This window comes from Brucella sp. RRSP16, from assembly GCF_052246815.1.
Classification (GTDB): domain Bacteria; phylum Pseudomonadota; class Alphaproteobacteria; order Rhizobiales; family Rhizobiaceae; genus Brucella; species Brucella intermedia.
In genome coordinates this window covers 52,742-66,939 of sequence record NZ_JBQQAM010000015.1, presented here as the reverse complement: position 1 = coordinate 66,939, position 14,198 = coordinate 52,742, and the positions used below count along the sequence as shown (strand labels likewise).

The following is a 14,198-nucleotide window of genomic DNA, read 5'->3' as shown; positions in this document are numbered from 1 at the left end:
GATTTTTCGAACAAAAAACGTCATAAAACGCTTCTCAAATGCGGCGAACGCCCGTTCTTTCTGTGGCTATTTTGTGGCAGACGGGGTTTCAGTTGAATGCCCCGCCATCGCTTTTGCTCTCCGGGCGCTCCCTGGCAACCTTGTCGCGGTAGCCGCTCGCCCTGTATGCGGCAATGGGTTCGATGGCCCCGCCGGTGCGGCGGCGCGCTTCCGCAAGGATCGGTTCGACGTCTGTCCGGTAGGCCCGTTTCAGCGTATCGGAAGCCATCAGCGCATCGTTTTCCCGCTGGTAGATTTCCAGTGCCTCGCGGTCCACCAGCAGCGCCTGCGCATAGGCGCGGCGGATTTCATTTGCGGATGAGATGAGGCTTTCCAGCGGATCGGTGACATTATGCGACTGGTCGATCATGTGGGCGGGATGGAAATCCGCCACACCGCGGTAGTCGGCATCCACCAACTCATTGAAAACAAGGAACAATCGATAGGGATCGATGGAGCCGGCGTCGAGGTCGTCGTCACCATATTTGCTGTCGTTGAAATGGAATCCGCCGAGCTTTCCGAACTGGATCAGCCGCGCCACGATCATTTCGATATTGGTGTTGGGGGCATGATGGCCAAGGTCGACCAGACATTGCGCCTTCGGCCCAAGCGTCGAGGCGATGAGATAATTGGTGCCCCAGTCCTGAACCACCGTCGAATAGAAGGCCGGTTCATACATCTTGTGCTCGGAGAACAGCCGCCAGTCGTCTGGCAAGGCCTTATAGATTTCCCCCATCGAAGCCAGATAACGCTCGAAGGCGCGCGTGAAATTCTGCTGGCCCGGAAAGTTTGAACCGTCACTGAGCCAGACGGTCAAGGCCTTGGAACCTATGGCTTTTCCGATTTCGATGCACTCGATATTGTGCTCGACGGCCTGCGCCCGCACTGCCGGGTCGACATGGGTCAACGACCCGAATTTATAGGAAAGCTTCTGGTCCGCCGCATCGGCAAACGTATTGGAATTCATGGCGTCGAAGCCGAGACCAAGCGCCTGCGCATGGGCTTTGAGCTTCTTCGGATCAGCCTTGTCCCATGGAATATGCAGGGAAACATTCGGCGTTGCACGGCATAGCTCGTTGATGACCGCGCAATCGTCGAGCTTGTCGAAAATGCCACGCGGTTCGCCCCTGCCCGGAAAGCGCCCGAACCGTGTGCCGCCCGTGCCGGTGCCCCATGAAGGCACGGCGACGAAATAAGCCGCCACCTTTTCGGTGATCCTGTCGATCTCGATGCCACGGCGCAAAAGCTGTTCGCCAAGCGCCTGATAATCGCTTTTCAGGGCGTCTTCAAAACCGGAATTATGCTCGGCGATGAAATCTGCCGCAATGCGTTGCTCGGACATGGTTCCTCCCAGAATGTCCTGAATTTCATGGACAAAAGGCGCGAAAGCAAGGGCTGTCGCGCCTTTCCCGGATCAGCGCGGAAAGCTCTGCTGGTTTCCGGCGTCCACATTGATGATGTTGCCGGTCGACTTGGCCGAGGCGTCGCTCGCAAGGAAATAGATCGCCTCCGCAATGTCTTCGGGGAAGACATTCAGCTTCAGCATGGAGCGCTTGCGATAATGTTCCTCAAGCTCGGAAACGTCGATTTTGGAAGACGCCGCCCGCTGTTCGCGCCATTCGCCGTCCCATATCTTGGAGCCGCGCAGAACCGCATCGGGGTTGACCACATTGACGCGAATGCCCGCATCCGCGCCTTCCAGCGCCAGACAGCGCGCCAGATGGATTTCCGCAGCCTTTGCAGCGCAATAGGCCGAAGCATTGGGCGAAGCGGCAAGCCCGTTCTTGGATGCGACGAACACCACGTTGCCGCCGATCTTCTGGCGGCGGAACAGGCGGAATGCCTCTCGCGACACAAGGAAATAGCCGGTCGCCAGAATGTCGATATTGCGGTTCCACATGGAAAGTTCGGTGGTTTCCACCGGCGCGGATGAAGCGATACCGGCATTGGACACCAGAATATCGATGCCGCCAAGCTCGACACTGGCTTCAACAAAGGCGTTGGCTACGCCGTGCTCGTCGGTGACATTCAGTTCGACGCTGCGCACCTGATCGGCACCAAACCGCTTTACGAGATTTTCGTGAGCGGTTTTGAGCGATCCTGCGTCAATATCCGCCAGAACCACGCAAGCACCCTCGCCCGCCAGCTTTTCGGCGGTCGCAAAACCAATACCGCCAGCGCCGCCGGTGATGAATGCAACGCGGCCCGCAAGGCTCTTTGGCTTCGGCATACGTTGCAGCTTTGCTTCTTCAAGCAGCCAGTATTCGATATCGAAGGCTTCCTGTTCCGGCAGGCCCTGATATTCCGATACGCCGGATGCACCGCGCATCACATTGATCGCATTGACATAAAACTCTCCGGCAATGCGCGCCGTCGCCTTGTCGCGGGCAAAGGACAGCATGCCGACGCCGGGTATAAGAAAAATCACCGGATTGGGATCGCGCATTTTGGGTGAATTGTCGTGCCTGCACGCTTCGTAATAGCGCTTGTAATCGGCGCGATAGGCTTCCAGCGCTCCCTCAAGTCCGGCAACCACCGCATCGACATCGGGCTTCGCCGGATCGAAATCGACAACCAGAGGACGGATTTTGGTCCGCAGGAAATGGTCCGGGCAAGACGTGCCAAGTGCTGCGAGCGGATGCAGATTATTCGAGTTCACGAATTCCAGCACTGCGTCCTGATCGTCAAAATGGCCGAGCTTGCGCTCGTCCTTGCCGATCAGCCCGCGAATCTCCGGCATCAGCCGCGCGGCGATGGCGCGGCGTTCGGAAGCGGCCAGGCTTTGCGCGGCAGCGCCGCCGAAAGCAGCCTTGCCTGCCGTCTTCTGGTCCAGCCATTCGATGGCCTTGTTGATGATGGCGAGGGTGGTTTCATAGCAGGTCTTCGCATCGTCGGCCCAGGTGAAAAGCCCATGGCTTTCAAGGACAACGCCCCTGGCGTCCGGGTTTGCCTTCACGAAGGCTTCAAGATCGAGGCCAAGCTGAAAACCGGGGCGACGCCATGGCAGCCAGCCGATTTCGTCACCGAAAATCTCGGCCGTCAGTTCACGGGAGTTTTTGGAGGCTGCGATGGCAATGATCGCATCCGGGTGCATGTGGTCCACATGCTTGAAAGGCACGAAGCCATGCAGCGGCGTGTCGATGGAAGCGGCGCGCGGGTTGAGATTGAACGTGCAGTGCGGCAGGAAGCCGACCATGCGGTCCTCGTCCTCGACGCCTTTATAGATGCCTTTCAAAGCGTTGAGCTTGTCCTGATAGAGCGTGGCGAAACCGTCGAGCTTGATCGTGCCGACATCGCCGCCCGAGCCCTTGACCCAGAGAACCTGCACCTTCCCGCCGGTGAGCGGATCGGTTTCCTCGACCTTGGCGGAGGTGTTTCCGCCGCCGTAATTGGTGATGCGCTTGTCGGAACCGAGCAGATTGGAGCGATAGAGCAGCTTGCCCGGCTCATCCATCGTTGCCGCCCTGGCGTCATCCCACCGGTTTTCGAGAAGCCTGCTCTGGGCCACCATGTCATCCTCCCAATGCTGTTATGGTGGATCGCAATCCGCATGTCCGGGCCATGTGCCCGTCCGATGCGCCAGCGATCATGTTAGCGGCAGATATGACGTATGAAAGGAATTGCTGTCAATCACAAACAATCATCTTCAATCATTAATGTGATTTTTGTGCGCTGTTGTGATTGTTTGTGATTGACACGCGCAGGCTTTTTGCCCGATACAAGAAAAAGGAGGAGCCATGCACGAACGAGAGCGCCACCGCATCATCCTGAGCGCAGTTCAGGAAAAGCCGGTGATCACCATTCAGGATCTGGTGGAACTGACGGAAGCGTCGGAAGCGACCCTTCGCCGGGATATCGCGTCGCTCCATATGCAGGGCCGCATCAAGCGCGTGCGCGGCGGGGCCGAGGCCATCCATCCGCCGCAGTTCGCCAGCCTGACCGGACGTCCATTCAAGGTTTCGGAATCGGAAAATGCGGATCGCAAGCGCGCCATCGCCCGCGAGGCCGTGGCGCTTTGCGAGGAAGGCGACAGCATCATCATCAATGGCGGGTCCACGACTTTCCAGATGGTGCATTATCTCGCCCCGCGCCGCTTGCAGGTGCTGACCAATTCCTTTGCCATCGCGGAACATCTTCTGCGCCAGTCGAAAAGCACGGTGATCGTGCCCGGCGGCGCGATCTATCGCGACCAGAGCCTGATCCTGTCGCCGTTTGACAACGACGTCATCCGTAACTTCTACGGACGACGCATGTTCATGGGCTGTCAGGGCATCAGCCCGCTCGGGGTGATGGAGTCCGATGCGCTGATCATCCAGAGCGAACAGAAGCTGATGGGCCAGGCGGACGAACTTGTCCTGATGGTCGATTCAACGAAATTCACGCGCCGTTCCAGCCTCATCCTTTGCCCTCTCGACCGGGTCAGCACGCTGATCACCGATGACGGCATTTCGGACGAAGCGCGGCGCATGGTGGAAAATGCGGGCATCCGGCTCATCGTGGCGCAGGTTTCCGCAAATGCAGGCAGGGGTGACGAAGGCGAAGGTTCCGCCGAGGTAGCCTGAGCCGGACCTGACTTACGCTCCGGTTCCGAACCGGACGAAGCAAACATATGTCTTTATACTGGGAGGAATGAGACATGAAACTTTTCAAGAAACTTGTACTGGGTACAGCGCTGGCCGTGGCCTTCATGGCCACCCACGCGCAGGCCGCCGACATGAAGATCGCGCTTGTCGCAAAGTCGCTCGGCAACGGCTTCTTTGAAGCTGCCAACAAGGGCGCGCAGGAAGCCGCCAAGGAACTGGCCGAGGGAGGGGATAGTGTAGAGGTCATCTATACCGGCCCGACCACGACGACGGCGGAAGGCCAGATCGAGGTCATCAATTCCCTGATCGCGCAGGGCGTTGACGCAATCGCCATTTCTGCCAACGACCCGGATGCGGTCGTCCCTGCCCTGAAGAAAGCCGCGCAGCGCGGCATCAAGGTCATTTCGTGGGATTCGGGCGTCGCACCTGAAGGCCGCATCGTTCACCTCAATCCGTCCTCGAACGAACTGATCGGCAAGATGTGCCTCAAGCTTGCCGCCGATCACCTGCCGGATGGCAAGGGCGATTTCGCGATCCTTTCCGCCACCACCACCTCGACCAACCAGAATATCTGGATCGGCGAGATGAAGAAGCAGCTGAAAGACTTCCCCGGCCTCAATCTGGTGACGACTGTTTACGGTGACGACCTGGCCGACAAGAGCTATCGTGAAGCACAGGGCCTCCTGAAGTCGAACCCGAACGTCAAGGTCATCGTGGCGCCGACCACCGTTGGCGTCCTCGCCGCCTCGCAGGCCGTGAATGATGCGGGCAAGATCGGCGAAGTCTATGTGACGGGCCTTGGCCTTCCCTCCGAAATGGCCGGTGCCATCAAGTCGGGCGCGACCAAGGAATTCGCGATCTGGAACCCGATCGACCTCGGCTATTCGGCAACCCAGATTGCCTATCACCTCGTCAAGGGCGATGCCGATGGCAAGCCGGGCTCTGAAATCGAAGCCGGACGCATGGGCAAGATCAAGATCGGCGATAACGGCGAAGCTGCGATGAGCGATCCGTTCGTCTATGACGCGTCGAATATCGACGAGTTCTCCAAGGTCTTCTGATCGGAAAAGCGCATCCCGAAAAGTGGAAACCGGTTTTCGGGATGCGCGCACGAAAGATGCATTGGGTGTCGCACCCAATGCCGCCTGTCGCTTTCCAAACCCGATTTCAGGTATCTGCGATGAATGCAGCCTTTCTATCCAACGGCCAATCCGGCGGCCAATCCGGCGGAGAGCCGGCACTTGCCGCCACGGACCAGCCCATTCTGGAAATGCGCGGCATAGCCAAGACCTTTCCGGGTGTGCGAGCGCTTGATGACGTGAACATCGCGCTTTATCCTGGCAAGGTGACGGCGCTGATCGGCGAGAACGGCGCGGGAAAATCCACGCTCGTGAAAATCCTGACCGGTATCTACCAGCCCGACGAAGGCGAAATCCTTATCGACGGCAAGCCGGTGCATTTCGCGACGGCGCAGGATGCGACCGATCACGGCGTTACGGCCATTCATCAGGAAACCGTGCTTTTCGACGAATTGTCGGTGGGCGAAAACATCTATCTCGGCCATGCGCCGCGCACGAGGTTGGGCTTTGTCAACTGGAAGGCCGTTTATGCGCGCTCACAGGCGCTGCTGTCGTCGCTGGAAACGACCGTCGATGCGCGTATCAAGCTGAAGGAACTGTCCATCGCGCAACGCCATCTGGTCGCCATTGCCCGCGCCTTGTCGGTGGATTCACGCATCGTCATCATGGATGAGCCCACCGCTGCGCTGTCGCGCAAGGAAGTGGACGATCTGTTCCGCATCGTGGCGCGGCTGAAGGCGCAGGGCAAGGCCATCCTGTTCATCAGCCACAAGTTCGATGAAGTTTATGAAATCGCCGATAATTATGCCGTTTTCCGCGACGGTCACGCCGTGGGACACGGCGCGCTGGCCGATACGCGGCAGAATGATATCGTGCGCATGATGGTCGGGCGCTCCGTCGAGCAGGCTTTTCCCAAGCAGGTTGTCGCCATCGGCAAGCCCGTGCTGAAGGTTGAAAACTATTCGCATCCGACCGAATTTCGCGACATTTCATTTGAGCTGCGCAAGGGTGAAATTCTCGGCGTTTATGGACTTGTCGGTGCTGGGCGTTCGGAGTTCGCGCAGTCGCTCTTCGGCATCACCAGGCCTTCGAGCGGCCGTGTCGTGCTGGAAGACCGCGAGATCAGCATCCGCCGCCCCGGCGATGCGGTGGCGCATGGGATCGTCTATGTGCCGGAAGAGCGCGGACGCCACGGCGCCGTGCTGCAATTGCCGATCTTCCAGAATGTGTCGCTGCCCTCGCTTGCCCGCACGTCACGCAACGGCTTTCTGCGCATGGCGGAAGAACTGGCGCTGGCGCGCAAATATGCCGAGCGTTTCGACCTGCGCGCCGCCGCACTTTCGGTCCCTGTCGGAACCCTATCCGGCGGCAACCAGCAGAAGGTCGTCATCGGCAAGTGGCTTGCCACCAGCCCGAAGGTCATCATTCTCGACGAGCCGACCAAGGGCATCGACATCGGCTCCAAGGCCGCGGTCCACGCCTTCATCAGCGAACTGGCGGCAGAAGGCTTGAGCATCATCATGATCTCGTCGGAACTGCCGGAAATCATCGGCATGTCGGACCGGGTGATGGTGATGCGCGAAGGGCTGATGGAAGGCATGTTCGAGCGCGCCAGTCTCGACGCGGAAGTGCTGGTGCGCGCCGCCACCGGAAACACGGAGTAGACGATGAAACAGTTGCTCAAGCAGCGCGAACTCCTGCTCCTCGTTATCATCGCGCTTATGGTGGGGCTGTTCGCAAGCCGCGCGCCGGGCTTCGCCAGCGCCGGAAATCTGGCGAATATTTTCAACGATACGTCGATCCTGATCATCATCGCGCTCGGGCAGATGGCGGTGATCCTGACAAAATCCATCGATCTGTCGGTCGCCGCCAATCTCGCCTTTACCGGCATGGCGGTCGCGATGCTGAACGCGACCTATCCCGGCCTGCCGCTGGTGCTTCTCATCGTGCTGGCCGTTGGCATCGGTGCGGTTCTGGGTGCGATCAACGGCATTCTCGTCTGGAAGCTCAACATTCCGGCCATTGTCGTCACACTGGGTACGCTTACCATCTATCGCGGGATGGCCTTCGTGCTCTCCGGCGGCGCGTGGGTCAATGCGCACCAGATGACGGCGCCGTTTCTCAACACGCCACGCACGGTGGTTTTCGGCCTGCCGCTGCTTGGCTGGACGGCGATCCTGATCGTCGCGCTGATCTATGTGCTGTTGACGCGGACCTTCTTCGGGCGCGCGCTTTATGCCTCGGGCGGCAACCCGACCGCCGCCGTCTATACCGGCATCGATGTGGGGCGCACGCGCTTCTTCGCCTTTGTGCTGTCGGGCGCGCTTGCCGGGCTTTGCGGCTATCTCTGGGTGTCGCGCTATGCCGTCGCCTATGTGGATGTTGCAGCCGGGTTCGAACTCGACAGCGTCGCGGCCTGCGTCATCGGCGGCATCTCGACGCTTGGCGGGATCGGTACGGTTGCCGGTGCGGTGCTGGGCGCGCTTTTCCTCGGCGTCATCAAGAACGCCCTGCCGGTCATCGACATATCGCCCTTCTGGCAGATGGCGATCTCCGGTTCCGTCATCATTCTGGCCGTGATCTTCAATGCGCGGCAGGAAAAGCGGCGCGGACGCATCATCCTGCGCGACAAGGCCGCAAAGACTTATGAGGAGGCTGCGGCATGAATAACGAACAGCGCCGTCACATTCCCGACCGGCTCGGAACGCCTTTCTCGCGCATCTTCGCAAGCTGGGAAATGCTTCTGCTTGGCGTGGCGATTGCGATCTTCATCGCCAATTCCTTCGCCTCGCCTTATTTCCTCAATGCCTGGAACCTGTCGGACGCCACGTTCAACTTTACCGAAAAGGCATTGATCGCCTTCGCGATGACGCTTCTGATCATTTCCGGTGAGATCGACCTTTCGGTCGCCGCCATCATCGCGCTTGCCTCCACGGCCATGGGCGCGGCGGCGCAGGCTGGCGTCGGCACTCCCGGCCTCGTCCTGATCGGCATCGGCACGGGTCTTGTCTGCGGCGCGATCAATGGCGGGCTGGTTGCAGGGCTGAAACTGCCCTCTATCGTGGTCACCATCGGCACGATGAGCCTGTTTCGCGGCATTTCCTATATCGTGCTCGGCGATCAGGCCTTTGGCGGCTATCCGGAAAGTTTTGCCTATTTCGGACAGGGCTATGTGTTCTGGGTGATCTCGTTCGAATTCGCGCTGTTTGTGCTCTTTGCCCTGCTGTTTGGCGTGCTCCTGCACCGGACCAGTTTCGGGCGCCGCATCTATGCCATCGGCAACAATGAATTTGCGTCGCGCTTTTCCGGCATTCCGGTCGAGAAAACCAAGTTTGTGCTTTTCCTCATGACCGGGGTGATGAGCGGCATTGCTGCGGTCTGCCTTACCTCGCGCCTCGGCTCCACGCGCCCGTCCATCGCGCAGGGCTGGGAACTGGAAATCGTCACCATGGTGGTGCTTGGCGGCGTGTCGATCCTCGGCGGCTCGGGCACGATCGTCGGCGTGGTGATCGCCGCTTTCGTGATGGGCCTCGTGACCTTCGGCCTTGGTCTTCTCAATGTGCCGGGCATCGTCATGTCGATCTTCATCGGCCTGCTTCTGATCGTCACCATTTCACTGCCCATCCTTGTCAGGCAGCTCAGGGCGAGGCGCGCTGCATGACCAGTGAACGCTATGCATTTCGCATGAAGCTGAACCCCGGCATGGAAGCGGAATATCGCCGCCGCCATGACGCGATATGGCCGGAACTGGTGGAACTCTTGCACAAGGCTGGCGTGTCGGACTATGCCATCTATTTCGATGAGGAGAGCAGTGCCCTCTTCGGCGTGCTGACGCGCAGTGCCAATCACGGCATGGCCGCCCTGCCCGATCATCCGGTGATGAAAAAGTGGTGGGCGCATATGGCCGACATCATGGCGACCAATCCGGACAATTCGCCGGTTTCGGTGGACCTCAAGCCTGTCTTTCATATGCCATGAAGCGCCCATGAAACACATTGCCATTCTGGATATAGGCAAGACAAACGCCAAGGTCGTTGTGCTGGATGCGGCGAGCGGCGAAGAGATTGCGGCCAGCCGCATGCCCAATATTGTGCTGCGCGATGGTCCCTATCCGCATTATGACATTGACGGGCTGTGGCGCTTTTTCTTGAAAAGTCTTGCAGCTTTTGCCCGAGATCCGGGCTTCGACGCCATTTCAATCACGACGCACGGCGCATCAGCCGCCCTTGTCGCGGCGGACGGCACTCTGGCGATGCCTGTCCTCGATTATGAACTCGACTATCCGGCAGAAATCCGTGCCGCCTATGCCGCCATCAAACCCGATTTCAAGGATACGTTTTCCCCGTCGCTTTCGCTCGGCCTCAACCTTGGTGCGCAGCTTCATTTTCTGAAGACCACGTTTCCAGACGATTTTGCGCAGGTGCATTTCATATTCACCTATCCCCAATATTGGGCGTGGCGCCTGACCGGCATAGCGGCCACGGAAGTGACGTCGCTCGGGTGCCACACCGATCTATGGCTGCCGAAGGAATCCGCCTTCTCGCCCCTCGTTGACCGGCTGGACATTCGCGAGAAATTTCCGCCGCTTCGCTCTGCCTTCGATGCGCTCGGCAATGTGCTTCCTGAAATTGCCGAGGAAATCGGCCTGAGCCGGTCTGTGCCGGTTCATTGCGGCATTCACGATTCTAACGCCTCGCTGCTGGCGCATCTGATGGATCGCGATGGTTCGTTTTCGGTGGTTTCGACCGGGACATGGGTCGTCAGCTTTGCCGTTGGCGGCAATCTCGACGGGCTGGACCCGGCGCGAGACACTCTGGCCAATGTCGATGCCTATGGAAGAGCGGTGCCTTCTGCGCGTTACATGGGCGGGCGCGAGTTCGACCTCATGACCGAGGGATTGTCCGTGCCTCCGGCCGCCGAATTGCCTGATATTGTGGCGCGGGTGCTGGAGCGGCGGATCATGGCGCAGCCTTCGGCCGTTCCCGGCTGCGGCCCCTACCCGCATTCCAGCCTTCGCTGGATCAACGCGGAGACGACCAGCGATGCGGAGCGCCATGTTGCCGCCTGCATCTATGCCGCGCTGATGACGGAAACTTGTCTTCGGCTGCTGGGTGCCGATGGCCCGGTCATTGTCGAAGGCCCGTTTGCTGGAAACGTGACCTATCTTGAAGCCCTCGCGAACTTTACGGGCCGCGATGTTGAAGCGGTCACGGGATCGACCGGCACCGCGCTTGGCGCCGGATTGCTTGCAGGCGCAACCGTTCCCGAAAAACATGGCAGGATATTCAAGCCACGCAACGACGCCTATGCCGCCTACCGAAGGCAGTGGCTGGCGAATACAGTATAGCTGAATAAGCCGGAAGCCGGATTGGCTTCCGGGCCTGATCGTCAGTCCAGCGCCTTCTGCCGCGTTTCCACATCGATGAAGAAGGCGATGATGCCGGCCAGCGCCAGAAGCCCCGCAAACAGTGCTACTGCCACATAGAAACTCTGGCTGATGACGAGCGCCAGCGCGGACGGTGCAAGCAGGCCGCCAAGGCGAGCCATCGCGCCTGCCGCTCCCATTCCGCTTGCGCGCAATCCGGTCGGGTAAAGCTCCGGCGTGAAGGCATAGAGCGCGCCCCATGTGCCAAGCAGCGCAAAGCTCATGATGAGAATGGACGCACCCACGACTGCGGAACTGTTGGCGACGGTAAAGAGCGCGCAGGCGGCAGCGCTGATGAACAGGAAGGCAATCAGCGTCTTCTTGCGTCCCCACGCCTCGACGCCATAGGCGGCAAGCGCGTAGCCCGGCAATTGCGCCAGTGCAACCACGACAAGGAAGCCGTAACCGCGGACAAAGCCGAAGCCGTCACCGGCGAGCTTTGCCGGTATCCAGGTGAAAATGCCGTAATAGGAAACCGAAACGAGAAACCAGATCGCCAGTGTCGTCAGCGTGCGCTGGCGCAGATTGGGCGAGAGCAGCTTTTCATTCGTGACCATGAGCGGCGCTTCGAGGCGGGCTTTCGGCGGCAGTTCTGGCTTGCCGTTGCGGCGAAGCACGCGGTTCATGACTGATTTCGCTTCTTCCGGGCGTTCCGACTTGAGAAGATGCATCGGGGATTCCGGCACCCAGAGGCGCAGCCAGATGCCGATAAGAGCGGGGGCTGCCGTGACGATGAAGATATAGCGCCATGCATCCTCGACGCCCGCGAGACTTGTCGCCCAGGCCGCAAGCGCAATGATAACCGTGCCGACCGCCCAGAAGCCTTCCAGCATCACGAGCCAGCGGCCACGGTTCCTCGCGGGCAGGAATTCCGCCATCATCGCGTAATCGACCGGCAAGGTTCCACCCACTGCCACACCCGTCATGAAGCGCAGGGCAAGCAGAATGCCGAAATTTGGCGCAAATGCCGAAAGCAACCCGAACACGGCATCGCAGGCGACGGTAATCAGAAGCACGCGGCGACGACCGTATTTGTCCGCCAGCCTGCCGAATGCGGCAGCACCGATCAGCATGCCGAGGAAAAACAGCGTGCCGGTCTGCAAGGCCTGCGGGATGGTGAGCCCGAATGTCCGCGCGATGGATGCGCCGGTAAAGCCGACCGCCAGCACCTGCATGGCGTCGGCGGCCCAGACCAGACCGAACACGCCCAGAAGACCGCGTTGAAATGCGCCCGTACCTGCCTGATCGAGCGTCTGTTCAATGGTAACTTTCATGCCGCGATGTGTCCCCTGCTACCGGCTGAAGATATGTTGCCTTTTACAGCGCTGACAGCGGGGTGCTGTCAATCGCCCTTTTCAGATATTGCCCGATCTTTTGCCTGCAAATATTCCCAGAAGCTTTCTGCATGGGCCGGAAGTGCTGCATCATGACGATAGATGCGGATTTCGACAGTGACGTCCCAGTAGGGATCGGCAGAAGCCGGTACGAGCTCGCCTCGCCGCAATTCGTCGTAGATGAGGCTCTCCGGCAGCCATGCGGTGCCCCAGTCGGCAACCGCCATGGCCTTGAGACCGATCGACATGGTGTTCTCGTGGACTACCTGACGCTCGAACGCGTTGCCGGATGCAAATTTCTGCGACAGTACGGCCCCGAAGAAGGAAAAGTCGCCATAGCTCAGATATGGCAGCGCTTCTCCGCTGGCAATGGCGTGGTCGAGCGTCGGCCCTGCCGGCGAAGGGCGCGAGACCGGCAACAGCCGTTCCGTGCCAAGCACGATATAGGGAAATTGCGTGCGGTCGATGAGGATCGGCACCGAACTGTGCGCATAGGTCAGGAAGAAATGTACCTCCCCTTCCGTCAGCGTCGCTATGTTGTCCTCGAAGCCGCCGCGATCCGGACTGAGCATTGAGCGTATGCCGCCAATGTCATTCTCGATCTGCTTCAGCCAGTGGGGGAAGAAGGTGACCGTCAGCGTGTGCAGCGCTGAAAATGTGAGGACGGGGTTTTGAACCTCGCGGCTCGGCTGCAGCGCCTTGCGCGTGTTGTAGAACTGGCGAACGGTTTCCTGCGCGACAGGCAGGAAGGTCCGTCCCTCGCGGGTAAGTTCGGCCGGAAACGTCGCCCGGTTGACCAGTGTAACGCCCAGCCAGAGTTCAAGCTGCTTGATGCGGCGGGAAAACGCGGATTGCGTCACATGACGGGTATCTGCCGCGCGCGAGAAACTCGACGTTGCCGCCAGCGCGATGAAGTCTTCCAGCCATTTCAGTTCCATGGGGCGGGCCTTCTCAAGGGGAGGTGATGCGTATGATCATAATTAGCGCTTATTTTCTTCTACACTAATTGCAAATGAAAACGTCATCGGCTCACCATGCCGAAACCCGATTTCGCAGATGTTCTCATGAAATATATATGTAAATAGATTTGAAATTTTTAGGCGATTATTCAATTCAAATGCAGGTGATCTGTCATAGTGGGAATTGAATATAGGTAGTGTAAAAATTGAAATACCAGTCAAATATATAGGTGTTGCGGCAAGTGATGCCGAATGTATATATCACCACGTGATCCGAGAAACGATTTTTCCACCGTGGAAGGATGATAATGCGTTTATATATTTATAGTTTGTGTTTCTTGTCTTCTTTCTCTCTGTTCGTTCCTTTGTCCGCTCATGCGGATGCCAATAACACCCCCGGCGTGAAGAGTGAAAAACTGCTGGAGTCCGAACAATCGTGGGATGGGACGGTTTACAAGTCCTATCCGGAAGGTACGCCTCAGCTCTCTGTTTTGAAAATTACCATTTCACCTTTCACACGTCTGGCGTGGCATGAACATCCGGCCCCGAATGTTGGCTACGTCTTGGAGGGGGTTCTAACCGTGGAGAAAAAATCCACCGGTGAAAAACGCACCTTGAAGGCGGGAGAGGTGCTGCCGGAAACGGTTGATATTGCTCACCGGGGTTATACCGGCAAGGAGGGAGCCACGATTCTGGTCTTCTACGCTGGCAAGAAAGGGCTCCCCCTCTCCCGCCCCGCGCAATGATTTGAAAGGCTGCGGGCCGCGCCGATGCCTGAA

The 14,198-nt window shown here is 59.0% G+C and carries 12 protein-coding genes; 8 read left to right on the top strand and 4 right to left on the bottom strand.

Translation table 11 applies throughout. The features are described 5' to 3' along the window. Positions 1–88: 88 nt before the first annotated feature. Together rhaI and ACS5UA_RS20095 are read right to left on the bottom strand one after the other, a co-directional pair. Positions 89–1,381, bottom strand: a complete 1,293-nt coding sequence (gene rhaI / locus ACS5UA_RS20100) for an L-rhamnose catabolism isomerase (RefSeq protein ID WP_021586046.1) — start codon at positions 1,379–1,381, stop codon at positions 89–91. A 72-nt stretch (positions 1,382–1,453) separates the two neighbouring features. Next, positions 1,454–3,550, bottom strand: a complete 2,097-nt coding sequence (locus ACS5UA_RS20095) for a bifunctional rhamnulose-1-phosphate aldolase/short-chain dehydrogenase (RefSeq protein WP_021586047.1) — start codon at positions 3,548–3,550, stop codon at positions 1,454–1,456. A 226-nt stretch (positions 3,551–3,776) separates the two neighbouring features. Between ACS5UA_RS20095 and ACS5UA_RS20090 the strand changes: the two genes are divergently transcribed. The 7 genes from ACS5UA_RS20090 (at position 3,777) to ACS5UA_RS20060 (ending at position 11,048) form a co-directional block, all read left to right on the top strand. Further along, positions 3,777–4,601 carry a DeoR/GlpR family DNA-binding transcription regulator gene (locus ACS5UA_RS20090; RefSeq protein WP_021586048.1) on the top strand — a complete coding sequence of 275 codons (825 nt, stop codon included), beginning with the start codon at positions 3,777–3,779 and terminating at the stop codon, positions 4,599–4,601. 74 nt (positions 4,602–4,675) lie between these two features. Next, a complete protein-coding gene (gene rhaS, locus ACS5UA_RS20085) occupies positions 4,676–5,683 on the top strand; it encodes a rhamnose ABC transporter substrate-binding protein (protein WP_443101729.1) in 1,008 nt (335 codons plus the stop codon). 119 nt (positions 5,684–5,802) lie between these two features. Then, on the top strand, positions 5,803–7,365 hold the full coding sequence (locus ACS5UA_RS20080) for a sugar ABC transporter ATP-binding protein (protein WP_031346408.1): 1,563 nt from the start codon (positions 5,803–5,805) through the stop codon (positions 7,363–7,365). A gap of 3 nt (positions 7,366–7,368) precedes the next feature. Next, positions 7,369–8,367 (top strand): ABC transporter permease, encoded by a 999-nt coding sequence (locus tag ACS5UA_RS20075; RefSeq protein WP_006468840.1) that lies wholly within the window; start codon positions 7,369–7,371, stop codon positions 8,365–8,367. Next, positions 8,364–9,362 (top strand): ABC transporter permease, encoded by a 999-nt coding sequence (locus ACS5UA_RS20070; protein ID WP_006471016.1) that lies wholly within the window; start codon positions 8,364–8,366, stop codon positions 9,360–9,362. The genes ACS5UA_RS20075 and ACS5UA_RS20070 overlap by 4 nt, the downstream gene beginning before the upstream one ends. Continuing rightward, positions 9,359–9,679, top strand: a complete 321-nt coding sequence (gene rhaM, locus ACS5UA_RS20065; protein WP_006468839.1) for an L-rhamnose mutarotase — start codon at positions 9,359–9,361, stop codon at positions 9,677–9,679. The genes ACS5UA_RS20070 and rhaM overlap by 4 nt, the downstream gene beginning before the upstream one ends. A 7-nt stretch (positions 9,680–9,686) precedes the next feature. Next, positions 9,687–11,048 carry an FGGY-family carbohydrate kinase gene (locus ACS5UA_RS20060; RefSeq protein WP_006468838.1) on the top strand — a complete coding sequence of 454 codons (1,362 nt, stop codon included), beginning with the start codon at positions 9,687–9,689 and terminating at the stop codon, positions 11,046–11,048. Positions 11,049–11,089: 41 nt separating this feature from the next. Here ACS5UA_RS20060 and ACS5UA_RS20055 read toward each other — a convergent pair whose 3' ends face one another. Next, positions 11,090–12,400: an MFS transporter gene (locus ACS5UA_RS20055; RefSeq protein WP_006468837.1), complete on the bottom strand. Its 1,311-nt coding sequence runs from the start codon at positions 12,398–12,400 to the stop codon at positions 11,090–11,092. 68 nt (positions 12,401–12,468) lie between these two features. Next, positions 12,469–13,398, bottom strand: a complete 930-nt coding sequence (locus tag ACS5UA_RS20050; RefSeq protein ID WP_006468836.1) for a LysR family transcriptional regulator — start codon at positions 13,396–13,398, stop codon at positions 12,469–12,471. A gap of 329 nt (positions 13,399–13,727) precedes the next feature. Between ACS5UA_RS20050 and ACS5UA_RS20045 the strand changes: the two genes are divergently transcribed. Beyond that, on the top strand, positions 13,728–14,165 hold the full coding sequence (locus ACS5UA_RS20045; RefSeq protein WP_006471015.1) for a cupin domain-containing protein: 438 nt from the start codon (positions 13,728–13,730) through the stop codon (positions 14,163–14,165). Positions 14,166–14,198 lie beyond the last annotated feature (33 nt).

Excerpts from the sequence above, each read along its gene's own strand:
- rhaI (WP_021586046.1), bottom strand. The coding sequence starts at position 1,381 with ATGTCCGAGCAACGCATTGCGGCAGATTTCATCGCCGAGCATAATTCC.
- ACS5UA_RS20095 (WP_021586047.1), bottom strand. The coding sequence starts at position 3,550 with ATGGTGGCCCAGAGCAGGCTTCTCGAAAACCGGTGGGATGACGCCAGG.
- ACS5UA_RS20090 (WP_021586048.1), top strand. The coding sequence starts at position 3,777 with ATGCACGAACGAGAGCGCCACCGCATCATCCTGAGCGCAGTTCAGGAA.
- rhaS (WP_443101729.1), top strand. The coding sequence starts at position 4,676 with ATGAAACTTTTCAAGAAACTTGTACTGGGTACAGCGCTGGCCGTGGCC.
- ACS5UA_RS20080 (WP_031346408.1), top strand. The coding sequence starts at position 5,803 with ATGAATGCAGCCTTTCTATCCAACGGCCAATCCGGCGGCCAATCCGGC.
- ACS5UA_RS20075 (WP_006468840.1), top strand. The coding sequence starts at position 7,369 with ATGAAACAGTTGCTCAAGCAGCGCGAACTCCTGCTCCTCGTTATCATC.
- ACS5UA_RS20070 (WP_006471016.1), top strand. The coding sequence starts at position 8,364 with ATGAATAACGAACAGCGCCGTCACATTCCCGACCGGCTCGGAACGCCT.
- rhaM (WP_006468839.1), top strand. The coding sequence starts at position 9,359 with ATGACCAGTGAACGCTATGCATTTCGCATGAAGCTGAACCCCGGCATG.
- ACS5UA_RS20060 (WP_006468838.1), top strand. The coding sequence starts at position 9,687 with ATGAAACACATTGCCATTCTGGATATAGGCAAGACAAACGCCAAGGTC.
- ACS5UA_RS20055 (WP_006468837.1), bottom strand. The coding sequence starts at position 12,400 with ATGAAAGTTACCATTGAACAGACGCTCGATCAGGCAGGTACGGGCGCA.
- ACS5UA_RS20050 (WP_006468836.1), bottom strand. The coding sequence starts at position 13,398 with ATGGAACTGAAATGGCTGGAAGACTTCATCGCGCTGGCGGCAACGTCG.
- ACS5UA_RS20045 (WP_006471015.1), top strand. The coding sequence starts at position 13,728 with ATGCGTTTATATATTTATAGTTTGTGTTTCTTGTCTTCTTTCTCTCTG.